We start from the raw sequence: 11,866 nt of genomic DNA, 5'->3' as shown, positions 1-11,866 counted from the left end.
ATGGACCCCATCACACTTGCCCCCAACGGCAATGCCCCGGTGATTCGAGAAACCGAGGAGCGCGTAGCGCAGCCAGGCGTGCGCCTGTACCTGCATCATTTTGCCGGCAAGTTGGCCAACGCGCCGATCCAGTCATCGCGTTTCACCCTCGACCCAGGCAGCGTGACCGACAAAGACAAGCACGCCGTGAACGAAATCTGGTTTATCAGCGGCGGGGAGCTGGACGTCTTCTACGACGGCACCTGGCACGCGGTCAGAAATGGCGAAAGCGTGTATTTCGCGCCCTGGCGGCCGCATTTTGCGCGCAACAACGGCACCACCCAGGTCCAGGTGTTTTCGGTGTGGTGGGCATGAGCATGGAGCAGCACTTCGACCTGGTGATTGTCGGAGGCGGCATCATCGGTGCCTGGGCGTTGCATCATGCGACGCAACGCTATCCGCACTGGCAGATTCTGCTGATCGACCGCTACCGCATCGGCGACGGAGCCACCGCGCATTCGGCGGGCGTGCTCCTGGCCACCGGCCGCTCGGCCCGCGAACGGCGCCTGGCCGGGGAGAGCGCCGCGCTGTATCGGGCGTTGCGTGATCGCCTGGGCATCCGCACCACCCAAGCGCCGGTGTACTGGCTGGCCGAGCACAGCTTTAGCACGCACATCGAGCAGGCCCTGGTCGATGGGCCGGTTCAGCCTGCCGAGCTGTCGGTGCATGATCTGGCCTCACGCCTGGGCGCCTCACTCACGGTGGGCGCGAGCGAAAGCCTGCTGCGTGGCGGCACCGCCGAAAGCTACGAGCCGCCGTTGGTGGCGCGGTTGCTGATCAGCCACAGCCTGGCCAGTGCCCATGTGCGCTGCATCGAAGGCGTGGGCGTGCAGCAGATCGATGCGCTGGGCAGCGGCACGCGCATCACCCTGGCCGACGGTGCCACGCTGCGTGCCCGGCGCACCCTGGTCGCCACGGGGCCGTGGGTCAGCGAGCCGCCGTTCGGCGCGCTTGCCGCGCGCCATGGGCTGCGCGTGAAGAAGGTGGTGGCCTTGCATATCGACGGTGTGCCGCCGGCCAACGCGGCGGCGCTGTTCCTGCCGCAAGCCGACGCGTACCTGATGCCGTTGGCGGCACGTAACCAGTGGCTGTTCAGCTTTCGGTGCGATGAATGGGACGTAGCGCCGCGCAAGCATGCACTGGAAATCAACCGCCACGATATGCAAGTGGCCACGCGCACGCTGGCGCACTACCTGCCCGAGTTGGTGCCACGCTGTCGTGGCGGCCGGGTGTTCTGCGACAGCTACAGCCCCGACGGTGAGTCGCAGGTGAGCGTCGACGCCTCGCAGAATCTGGTGTTTGCCGGCGCTGGCAGCGGCGCCGGTTTCCGCCTGGCGCCGGGCATTGCCCGCGAAGCCCTTGAATTGATTGTCGCCCATTGGCCCGATGCGCCCGCTACCGCCAAACCCACCCTTTCTACTGTTTCGATGGATTGAAAAGATGACCGCTATCGCCGCGCAAACCTTCTTCCTGATGCCCATCCCGCCGACCCCGAACGGCCGGCTGCACCTGGGGCATATCGCCGGACCGTACTTGCGCATGGACATGCTGGGGCGCTACCTGCGCAGCCAGGGCCATCGTGTCGACGTGGTCTCGGCAGTCGACGGCTTTGACTCCTATGTGGTGTGGAAGGCGCTGCAAGAGCAGCGTGCGCCCGAAGCCGTGGTGCGTGACTACCATGCGCAAATCGCCCATGACCTGCGCGCGCTGGATGTCGAGGTCGATGACTTCCTCGACCTGGTGCAAGGCCCCTATGCGCAACAGCATGCGCGCAATGCCCAGCGCACGGTGGAGCGGCTGGTGGCGCTCGGGGTGACGCAAAGCGTGGTCGAACGCGTGCTGTATTGCCCGGACACCCGGCGCTACATGGCGGGTGCCTGGCTGCTGGGGCAATGCCCGTATTGCCGAGCGGGGGCAGGCGGCTACTTTTGCGAAGCCTGCGGCGCACTGTTTCGCCCGGAGGCCATGCTCAACCCGCAACCGCGCATGGGCGACAGCCCCTTGCACTGGGTTGAGGTCGAAAGCCTGTTTCTGAGCGTCGCCCACCCCGAGCAGTTGCTGCAACGCATGGCCGCCTGCGGTGCACCGGCGTCGATCATCGAGGTGATTGCGCGCTTCCTCGAACGCGAAAACGGCCAGGTACGGCTGACCGCACCGGGCGAATGGGGCGTCGCCTGGAGCCCGGACCGCTTTGGCAACCCGCGTGTGTTGTTCGAGTCCGGCTGGGAATATGCGCTGACCTGCGCTGATCGGTCCCAAGAGAACGCCCCCGAGCACGGCCATGCGATGTTGCGCAGCAGCGAGGTGACGACGCTGGTCAGTTTTGGCATCGACAACGCGGTGCTGCTGTTGGCCGGCAGTGTCGCGGTGATGGATGCCTTGCAGGATCACCGGTCGTTTGATTACGTGCTGACCAACTACTTCTACAACCTGCAAGGCGCGAAGTTTTCCACCAGCCGACTGCATGTGGTGTGGGCCGCCGATATCGTCGAAAAGACCCCGGCGACCAGTGACGCCGTGCGTTACTTCCTGAGCCGCGAAAGCCCCGAGCAGGGCGAAACCAATTTCGCCGTGGAGGAGTTTGTCGAGGTGGTCAACGTCGACCTGGCCGGGGCGCTCGACAGTCGTATCGACCTGGCGCTGGGCGCCCTCGATCACGCTCGGGTGCAGTCCATCGACCCTGCGCTGTTGCCGGGCCTGGAGGTGGCTGTCGCCCGGTTGGGACAGGCCTTCCGGTTGAACGCGGTGTCGGTGCGCGAGGCGTGGGCGGTGCTGCATCAGTGGATGCAACGCCCCGACCTGGACGTCACGCAGCCCGGCCACGCCTACCTGTGGCTCAAGGGCCTGGCGTACCTGGCCGCGCCGATCATGCCGCGCCTGGCCGAGTACCTGTGGCAGCGCCTGGGCCATGACGGGTTGCCGCTGATCCAGGCGCTCTATGCGGCCTCGCAGCCTCGGCTGCAGGCCTGGCTGCGCCCGCGCTTTGCGCCGCTGTCGCCGGCCGCATTGGCGCCGTGCTTGCCGGCCAGCGTGGTGCTTGCCGGGGCCGCCAGCGATGCATGAGTACGCCGACGTGATCGTGATCGGCGCCGGGACCACCGGCACCAGCGCGGCCTGGCACCTGGCGCGGGCCGGTGCGTCGGTCAGGTTGCTGGATAAAGGCGCGATTGCCAGCGGGTCGTCGGGCGCATCGCCGGGGATCGTGCGCGCTTATTATGCCGACCCCGCGCTCAGCCACCTGGCGGCGCAAGGTGTACGCGCCTATCGCGATTGGCAGCAGCGCTATCCCGGCGCATGCGGCTACCAGCGCACGGGGTTCCTGACCGGGATTGCCGAGCACGCGCAAGCGGCCGGCCAGGCCAACGTCGCCCACCTGCAGGCCGCAGGCGCTGCGCTTGAATGGCTTTGCACTGAGCAGGTGCGCGAGCGGGTGCCGGACCTGTACACCGACGGCCTGGCGGGTGCGGTCTACGAAGCGGACGCCGGTTACTGCGACCCGCGTCTGACCGCACGCAGCTTTGCCGCCGGTGCGAGCGCGATGGGCGCGGTGATCGAAGAGGGCCGGGCGGTGCGGCGGATTGTGCGCCAGGCCGGACGCGTCATCGGCGTGCAGACTGGCAGCGGGTTTATCGCCAGCAGCCACGTGATCAACGCCGCCGGACCGTGGGCCGCCGCATTGGCCGCCGAGTGCCGCGCGCCGCTGCCGATCCACGCCACACGGCACTGCGTGGGCATTGTCGAGGTCTGCGGTGCGGATCAGCCGATGCCGGGCTACTGCGACCGCGACGCCGGCTTCTACCTGCGCCCGGATCGCCCCGGCCGCTACGTGATCGGCGCATTGAGCGGCGCCGAAGGGGCGCCCATCGACCCGGATGCCTTCGACCGCACCTTCAGCGACACCCAGGTGTTGGCCTACCGTGACCGCGCCGCGCAACGCTTGACGCGTCTGCTGGGTGCGCAGCCCATCGGGCGCCGTGTGTCGTTCTTTGACGACACGCCGGATGGTAATCCGCTGCTCGGCCCGGACCCGCGCGTGCCGGGGCTGATGGTCGCGGCAGGGTTGAGCGGGCATGGCTTCAAATTTGCGCCGTTGTTTGGGCAGGCGAGCGCGCAGTGGGTGTTGACGGGGGAGATGCCGGCGGCGATGGCGCCGTTTGCGCCGCAGCGGTTTATCGACTGACGGGAAGCGCTCCGGCTGTTGGTGGGGCAACAGCCGTTCAATAAACTGTGCGATTTCGCAGGCCCAGGGCCAACGTAACCTATTGAATTAAAGGGTGTATTGGTTTGGCATGAATTGTGTTGTCAGTCAATTGGCACTGACCCGACAACGGGAGGAATAACCCCCACTTTTCAAAAGAAACCAGACCATGCACAACACCTTGCAACGCACGTTTATCGCCGGCGTGCTGGCAATAGGCACCTTGGGCGGGCTGCTGCCCGCCGTGGCCCAGGCGGCCAATGATCAACAGTTCATCCCGCTGGCGACCTACCGGGTCGGCGCCTATGCCTCCAGCGGCATCCCGTGGTGGGCGGGGGAGATCGACTACTTCCGCTATATCAACGAGGTCGAAGGCGGCGTGAACGGCGTCAAACTGGTCTGGCAGGAGTGTGAGACCGAGTGGAAGACCGACCGCATCATCGAATGCTACGAACGCTACAAGACCGGCCTGGACGGCGCGCCGACCGGCTTCTTTTTCACCCACAGCACGCCGGCGTCCTATGCGCTGATGGACCGTGCCGCTGTCGACCATATCCCGCTGATTGACGGTGCCGGCGGGCGTACCGAGTCGACCGATGGCCGCGTGTTCCCTTATGCCTTCCCGCTGTTGCTCAACTACTACGGCCAGGCGTCGGTGGGGATCAACTACATCGCCCAGCGCGAAGGCGGCCTGGACAAACTCAAGGGTAAGAAGATCGTCACGGTCTACCACGACTCCGCCTACGGACGTGAAACCCAGGCGGCGATGCAATTGCTCGCGCAAAAGTACGGCTTCGAGAATATCCAGATCCCGGTGGCGGACCCCGGCAACGAGCAGTCGACCCAATGGCGGCAGGTGCGCCAGATCAACCCGGACTGGGTGTTCCTGCGCACCTGGGGTGTGTCCACCCCGGTCGGCATCAAGACCGCCGTGCGTTTTGGCATCCCGGTGGACCGCCTGATCGGCGATGTGTGGGCCGGCTCCGAAGCCGACGTGATCCCTGCGGGCACCGCCGCCAAAGGCTACCAGGCGCTGGCGCCATTCCCCGGTGGCGACAACTTTGAGATCCACCGCAAACTCAAGCAGTTCATCCTGGACCCGGGCAAGAGCAACCTCAAAGACCCGAGTTACTTTGGCAAGGTCTACTACAACATTGGCCTGATCAACGCGGCCATTGCCGTCGAAGCCTTACGCACCGGCCAGGCCAAGTTCGGCAACCGTGGGTTGAACGGTGAGGAAACGCGCTGGGCGTTCGAGCATTTGGACATCGACGTCGCTCGCATCAAAGCCTTGGGCCTCGAAGGCTTGCTGGCGCCATTGAAGCTGTCCTGCGCCGACCACGAAGGCGGCGGTTCGGCCCGAGTGCAGCAGTGGGACGGGCAAAAGTGGCTGCTGGTGACCGACTGGGTCCAGGCCGACCGCGCCACCTTGCGCCCGTTGATCGAGGCCAAGTCCGCCGCGTATGCCCAGGAGAAAGGCATCGCGGCGCGTGACTGCGCGGCCGAGTAGCGCCTGGTCAGGCGACGGTGGCCGCGCAAGCCGGTTGAAATCACAGTCACGGTATTGAGCGGGGTGTCGTCCGTCGCCGTCTCGGCAAACGCGGGCATGTCAGCAATCATCCATTAGGCCTGGCACTGGCCCTTGGTATGCGTGCAGCTTCGTAAGCGCTTTGAGAAAAACTGAGGGGCGAGTCGCTTGCGCCTGAGCAAGATAGATAATATGTTAACGGTATAACTAAAAATAATCGGTGGAGGGGGTATGCCTGCCTTATTTCACGCTGGCGCTGAGTTCGCCAACTGGAACCGTGACTTGCGTGCGGTGTGCGGTAACTTCAGCACGATGATGTCCGATCAGCACCGCCTGTTTATCGGCAGCGTCCACGGCCAGGATGTCTGTGGTCTCGAAGTGGCGCATATCCGCACCAACGCAGGGTTGATCAGCCGCCACCGCACTCACGGCGATGGCGACGACGATCGACACTGCTTTCTGATCCTCCAGAGCAGCGGCCATCAGCGCATTCGCCAAAAACACCGGGTGCTCGAACTGGGGCCTGAAGACATCGCCCTGGTGGACTCGGCGCAGGCCTTCGAGATCGAACCTCAAGGCTTGGTGCAAAACATCTCGATTCATTTGTCACGCCAGGCAGTCAGCCTGCAACTGAGCCAGCAAGCGCTGTTTGGCAAGCTGGCGCGCAACAGCGTGGCCACTCATATGATTCGCACCTTGGTGCGCTCGCTGGCTGACGTGGAGTTGAGTGAGGGTTATGGCGGCCAAAGCGATGGCCCGGCCTTGGAGCAAGCACTGATCGGTTTGACCGCCGCCGGCCTGGACGAGCGGGCCGAGGGCCAACCCGGTTTCGCCTGCGTGGGCCATGATGATATCTACGGACTGGCCACCCGGCTGGTCGAAGCCTCGCTGCAAGAGACTGAACTGGGCCCTGAATATTTGGCCCGACGCTTGAACGTCTCGGTGCGCCAGCTCTACCGGCTGTTTGAGCAGCGTCACGAGAGTATTGCGCGCTACATCCAGCAACGTCGCTTGGAGCGGGTAGCTCAGGACCTGCGCGCCCAAGACCTGCGGCATGAGTCGATTACGCAAATCGCCTTCAAATGGGGGTTTGTCGACGCCGCGCATTTCAGCCGGGCCTTCAAGCGCCATTTCCAGTACGCCCCTCGGGACTTTCGCCAACACGCCTCCTAAGTGCCGGCCTGGCAGGGAATGCCAAGCGGTTTGGCAGACTCAGTCAAGTCGCAGGGCGTGGCAGGCCCTCTAATAAGGTGGCCTGGGCTGGGGTTGATACCGAGCCGCTTATTGCTGGAGAAAAATAAAAATGAGAACACGGAGCTTGCTGATAGGCAGCCCTTTACTGATGGCTGCGTTGTGCTCGGTAGTGTTGGCCGGTCCGGCTCAGGTCGATGGCCGGCGCATCATCGCCGCTGACCAGGAGCCGGGCAACTGGATGAGCCACGGCCGCACCTACGACGAGCAGCGCTACAGCCCGCTGGACAGCGTCAATGCGAGCAACGTCGGCCAGTTGGGCATGGCCTGGACGACGAAACTGGATATCGACAGCGGCACCGAAGCCACGCCGCTGGTGGTCGATGGGGTGATGTACACCACGGGGGCCTTCAGTATTGTCTATGCGATCAATGCCGCTACCGGCGAGTTGCTCTGGAAATACGACCCGAAGGTGCCGCCCGAAAACCTCAGCCAAGGTTGCTGCGGGCCGGTCAACCGGGGCGTGGCGGTCTGGCAGGGCAAGGTCTACGTGGGCAGTTTTGACGGACGCTTGATTGCCCTCGATGCGGCCAGCGGTCAGCCGGTGTGGAGCGTCGACACGATCATCGATCGTACCAAGAGCTATTCGATCACCGGCGCCCCGCGCGTCGTCAAAGGCAAGGTGCTGATCGGCAACGGTGGCGCTGAATTCGGCGTGCGCGGTTACGTGACGGCTTACGATGCCGAGACCGGCAAACAGGTGTGGCGTTTCTATACCGTGCCAGGCGACCCGAAACTGCCGCCGGAAAATGCGGCGATGGCCAAGGCGATGAAAACCTGGGACGGCGACGGCTGGGTCAAATGGGGTGGCGGCGGCACGGTCTGGGACTCCATGGCCTACGACCCGCAACTGGATCTCCTGTATGTGGGCACGGGCAACGGCTCGCCCTGGAACTATCAGTTCCGCACCAATGGCAAGGGCGACAACCTCTACGTGGCGTCGATCCTGGCGCTGCGGCCGGACACCGGCGAATACGTCTGGCATTACCAGATCACGCCGCAAGACCAGTGGGATTTCACCGCGACCCAACACATGATCCTCGCCGACATCAAGCTGGACGGCAAAGTGCGCAAGGTGATCATGCAGGCGCCGAAGAATGGCTTCTTCTACGTGCTCGACCGCACCAACGGCCAGTTGCTCTCGGCGAAGAATTTTGTGCCGGTGAACTGGGCCAGCGGCATCGACATGAAAACCGGCCGCCCGATCCTGACCGGCGCGGCCGACTATTCCAAGGAGCCGAAAGTGGTGCAGCCGAGCTTTCTCGGCGGGCACAACTGGCACCCCATGTCGTTCAGCCCGAAGACCGGCTACGTCTATATTCCGGCCCAGTACACCTTGGCCGAGCTGAAGGCAGCCAAGGCGCCGATGTTCCTGTCGAACAAGTCAGTGGTGAACTTCGGGCTGGATGTACCGGACTTGCCTGAAGACCCGAAAATCCTCAATAAAATTCGTGACGCCTGGAGTGGTGAGCTGATCGCCTGGGACCCGGTCCAACAGAAAGCGGCCTGGAAGCAGCCCTACATCAGCGCCGGCAACGGCGGCACGCTGGCCACGGCGGGCAATCTGGTGTTCCAGGGCACTGCCGACGGGCGCGTGGTCGCCTATCGCGCCGACACCGGCGAGCAGCTCTGGGAGCATCGGGCCAACTCCGGGGTCATGGCCGGGCCCGTCACCTACACCGTCAATGGCGAGCAATACGTTGCGTTCTCAGTCGGTTGGGGCGGGATCATTCCGCTGCTGACCGGGCCGTTGACCAATAAGGGCAAGGTGCGCGCCGAGTCGCGGGTGATTGCCTTCAAGCTCGGCGCCCACGGCGAACTGCCGCCGCCCAAGGTCGCGCCAGTGCTACCGACCACCCACCAGACACTCACGGCAACGCCTGAGCAACTGGTGCAGGCGCGCGGTCTGTTCAATGGCCTGTGCGCAGGTTGTCACGGCCTCAACGCCATCAGCGGCGGCGTGGTGCCGGACCTGCGCTACCTGAGTGACGACAAACACGCGGCGTTCCCGGCCTTTGTCAGCGGAGCGCTGATCACCAAGGGCATGCCGAATTTCTCCGACATTCTCCAGCGCGACGACATGGAATTGATCCGTCAATACCTGGTCAAGCGCAACCAGGATCTGCAGGCCGACCTCAAGGCCGCCGGGCACGTCGACACACACTGATCGCCTACGGTTTCACCCATGCCTGACGACGCCCCACGGCGTCGTCATGGCGAAGCTCTGCCTCCAATAAAAATAACGGGACACGCCATGAAAACACTTAGCACTCTGACCCTCAGCGCACTCTTCGCCAGCTTGGCCCCTTTGGCCCAGGCCGATGTAAAACCTGATCCGGGCGACTACACCGCGCTGCCCAAAGGCACCGATGTGGTGGTGTTGTACCAGCAGAACCCACGCGGGGATAAGGTGTATTCGGGCGGCAAAAAAGTCGCCGACAACCTCGACCTCGACATGACCGTCGGGGTGTTGCGTCTGATCCACTTCACCGAGTTCTTCAACACCGGGCTGACCTGGGACCCGCAAATCGTCATCCCCTTCGGCTACCAGAAGACCGGCGCCACCGACAGCAAGAACTCGGGGCTGGGTGATATCACCTTCGGTGGGACGGTGTGGACCATCGCCGACCTGGCCAAAAACGAACACCTGGGCTGGTCGGTGTTCGTCACCGCGCCGACCGGCAGCGAGAAGAACCAAGGCTTCGCCTTGAGCAGCAATCGCTGGGCGCTGGACTTTCAGGTCGGTTACATCAAGGGCCTTACCGATAAAATCACCTGGGACGTGATCGCCGAAACCGAGTTCTACGACGAGCAGCGCTCCACCGCCGCCAAAAAAGACCCGTTGCTGCAACTGCACAACCACCTGCGCTACAACTTCACCCCCGACACTTACGCCGCGATCTCTTATCGTCATAACTGGGGCGCGCGCGAAACACTCGACCATGAAACCCTGGCCACCAGCCGCAGCAATGGCACGCTCGGTTTTACCGTCGCGACCATGCTGGGCAAGCAGGTGCAGGTGATGGGGCAGTTGATGCATGACACATCGGTGCGTGAGGGCGTGAAGATTGATAACTCGCTGCAGTTTCGCCTGGCGTACTTCTACTGAATCAACGGCTGTCCGGCATGGACACGGTCCATGCCGGCGCTGGATCAATAGCGAATCATCACCGATTTGAGTTCGGTGTAATCCTCGATAAACGCTGAGCCGAATTCCCGGCCGATGCCCGATGATTTAACCCCGCCAAACGGCACAGCCGGGTCGAGCAGCGTGTGCATGTTCACCCACACCGTGCCGGCGTGGATGGCGGGCACCATGCGCAGGGCTTTGCCCAGGTCGTTGGTCCAGAGGCTGGCGCTGAGGCCATACGGTGTGTTGTTCATCAGTTCCAGCAGCTCGTCTTCGCTGTCATAGGGCAAGAACGTGGCGATCGGGCCGAAGGTTTCCTCGTTGAGCACGCTGTCGTTGATGCTGTTGGCGAGGATCACGGTGGGCTCGACATAACACCCAGGGCGATCCATGCACCGGCCACCGTGGATAATCGTGTTGTTTTCGGCACGCGCCTTGGCAAAAAAACCGTCGAGCTTCAATTGGTGCTGGCGGTGGGTGACCGGGCCGAATTCGGTGCGCTCATCCAGCGGCGAACCGATGTTCAGTTTGCCCAGACGCTCGGCCAGGCGGCTCATGATCGGCTCGATCTGCGAGCGATGGGCGAAAAAACGTTCAGCGGCGGCGCAGATCTGCCCGGAGTGCAGGAAGCCCGCTTCGATGATGCCGTTGACCGCCTTGTCGAGGTCCACATCACGCAGGAACCCCGCCGAGTTTTTCCCGCCCAGTTCCAGGGTTGCGCGGGTCAGCCCGGCACCCGTGGCCGCGCGGCCTACGGCGATGCCGGTCGGCACCGAGCCGGTGAACGAGACCTTATCGGTGCCGGGATGCTCGATCAGCGCCTGACCCACCGGGCCGCCGCCGGTCAACACGTTCAGGACGCCGGCGGGCAGGCCTGCGTCGACCGCCAGCTCGGCGACCCGCAGGATCGTCAGCGGGGTGAACTCACTGGGCTTGATAATGATGCTGCAGCCGGTGACCAGCGCCGAGGCGAGTTTCCAGATGGCGATCATGGTCGAGAAATTCCACGGCACGATGCCCACCACCACGCCCACCGGTTCGCGCAGGGTGAACGCGGTGTAGCGTTCGCCGGCGAAGGAGGGCAGGGACGGCGTGATGGTCTGGCCGCAGATCTTGGTCGCCCAGCCGGCGTAGTAGCGTAGAAAGTGCGCGGCCTGGTCCACTTCGAAGGCGCGGGAAATCTGGATGATCTTGCCCGATTGGCACGTCTCGATCTGAGCCAGTTCCTCGCGGTGTTGTTCCAGCAGGTCGGCGAGTTTGAGCAGCACGTTGCCGCGCACTGCCGGGGCGACCTGGGACCAGTGCTGGAAGCCACGGCGGGCGGACTCCACCGCCGCATCGACGTCGGCCGCGTTTGCATCGGCGACGTGGGCAATCACGTGGTCGGTGGCGGGGTTGATCACTTCGAGGGTCTGGCTGGACTGACTCTGCACGTAGCCGCCGTGGATAAACAGGGCATGGCTTCGACGCAAAAACGCTTCGACTTGGGGCAACAGGGGGATGTCGGTCATGGGGTTTTCCTGGTGGTGAACAAGAGAAAACCCTGAGGTTAAGCAAGGGCTGTCACGGCGGCTTGACTGTGACTGCCCGGCGCCATGTCTGTGTCTGCCAACGCCGCGTCTATTGCGGCTGACGGGCAGGATCAATACCCATGGAAAGTACAATTTTGCATCTGGAAGGTACATTTTCGCAGCGTGCCGCTCACCCCATACTGGGCCTG

At 63.8% G+C, this 11,866-nt stretch carries 9 protein-coding genes; 8 read left to right on the top strand and 1 reads right to left on the bottom strand.

From position 1 onward, the window contains the following. The 8 genes from P3S72_RS16630 to P3S72_RS16595 all read left to right on the top strand — a co-directional run bounded on the left by P3S72_RS16630 (position 1) and on the right by P3S72_RS16595 (position 10,125). Positions 1–354: a cupin domain-containing protein gene (locus tag P3S72_RS16630; RefSeq protein WP_276193164.1), complete on the top strand. Its 354-nt coding sequence runs from the start codon at positions 1–3 to the stop codon at positions 352–354. Next, positions 351–1,475 carry an FAD-binding oxidoreductase gene (locus P3S72_RS16625; protein ID WP_276193163.1) on the top strand — a complete coding sequence of 375 codons (1,125 nt, stop codon included), beginning with the start codon at positions 351–353 and terminating at the stop codon, positions 1,473–1,475. Before P3S72_RS16630 ends, P3S72_RS16625 begins: the two co-directional genes overlap by 4 nt. A gap of 4 nt (positions 1,476–1,479) precedes the next feature. Next, complete coding sequence (locus P3S72_RS16620) at positions 1,480–3,102, top strand: methionine--tRNA ligase (RefSeq protein WP_276193162.1); 1,623 nt, start codon at positions 1,480–1,482, stop codon at positions 3,100–3,102. After that, entirely contained in the window at positions 3,095–4,219 is a 1,125-nt protein-coding gene (locus P3S72_RS16615; protein ID WP_276193161.1) for an FAD-binding oxidoreductase, read from the top strand. The genes P3S72_RS16620 and P3S72_RS16615 overlap by 8 nt, the downstream gene beginning before the upstream one ends. A 187-nt stretch (positions 4,220–4,406) precedes the next feature. After that, complete coding sequence (locus P3S72_RS16610; RefSeq protein ID WP_276193160.1) at positions 4,407–5,747, top strand: ABC transporter substrate-binding protein; 1,341 nt, start codon at positions 4,407–4,409, stop codon at positions 5,745–5,747. Positions 5,748–5,996: 249 nt separating this feature from the next. Then, positions 5,997–6,938 carry a transcriptional regulator FeaR gene (gene feaR / locus P3S72_RS16605; RefSeq protein ID WP_276193159.1) on the top strand — a complete coding sequence of 314 codons (942 nt, stop codon included), beginning with the start codon at positions 5,997–5,999 and terminating at the stop codon, positions 6,936–6,938. A gap of 130 nt (positions 6,939–7,068) precedes the next feature. Then, positions 7,069–9,183, top strand: coding sequence for a PQQ-dependent dehydrogenase, methanol/ethanol family (locus P3S72_RS16600; RefSeq protein ID WP_276193158.1), 2,115 nt, complete (start codon positions 7,069–7,071; stop codon positions 9,181–9,183). Between the two features lie 87 nt (positions 9,184–9,270). Further along, on the top strand, positions 9,271–10,125 hold the full coding sequence (locus P3S72_RS16595; RefSeq protein WP_276193157.1) for a transporter: 855 nt from the start codon (positions 9,271–9,273) through the stop codon (positions 10,123–10,125). A gap of 44 nt (positions 10,126–10,169) precedes the next feature. Here the strand turns inward: P3S72_RS16595 and P3S72_RS16590 are convergent, their stop codons facing one another. Continuing rightward, complete coding sequence (locus P3S72_RS16590) at positions 10,170–11,657, bottom strand: aldehyde dehydrogenase family protein (protein ID WP_276193156.1); 1,488 nt, start codon at positions 11,655–11,657, stop codon at positions 10,170–10,172. Positions 11,658–11,866 lie beyond the last annotated feature (209 nt).

The organism is Pseudomonas sp. D3 (assembly GCF_029320995.1).
Classification (GTDB): Bacteria; Pseudomonadota; Gammaproteobacteria; order Pseudomonadales; family Pseudomonadaceae; genus Aquipseudomonas; species Aquipseudomonas paraveronii.
This window is presented reverse-complemented; position numbering and strand designations above follow the sequence as displayed.

Bases quoted from the DNA above. Each gene is read 5' to 3' on its own strand.
- P3S72_RS16600 (WP_276193158.1), top strand. From the start codon at position 7,069: ATGAGAACACGGAGCTTGCTGATAGGCAGCCCTTTACTGATGGCTGCG.
- feaR (WP_276193159.1), top strand. From the start codon at position 5,997: ATGCCTGCCTTATTTCACGCTGGCGCTGAGTTCGCCAACTGGAACCGT.
- P3S72_RS16595 (WP_276193157.1), top strand. From the start codon at position 9,271: ATGAAAACACTTAGCACTCTGACCCTCAGCGCACTCTTCGCCAGCTTG.
- P3S72_RS16620 (WP_276193162.1), top strand. From the start codon at position 1,480: ATGACCGCTATCGCCGCGCAAACCTTCTTCCTGATGCCCATCCCGCCG.
- P3S72_RS16590 (WP_276193156.1), bottom strand. From the start codon at position 11,657: ATGACCGACATCCCCCTGTTGCCCCAAGTCGAAGCGTTTTTGCGTCGA.
- P3S72_RS16610 (WP_276193160.1), top strand. From the start codon at position 4,407: ATGCACAACACCTTGCAACGCACGTTTATCGCCGGCGTGCTGGCAATA.
- P3S72_RS16615 (WP_276193161.1), top strand. From the start codon at position 3,095: ATGCATGAGTACGCCGACGTGATCGTGATCGGCGCCGGGACCACCGGC.
- P3S72_RS16625 (WP_276193163.1), top strand. From the start codon at position 351: ATGAGCATGGAGCAGCACTTCGACCTGGTGATTGTCGGAGGCGGCATC.
- P3S72_RS16630 (WP_276193164.1), top strand. From the start codon at position 1: ATGGACCCCATCACACTTGCCCCCAACGGCAATGCCCCGGTGATTCGA.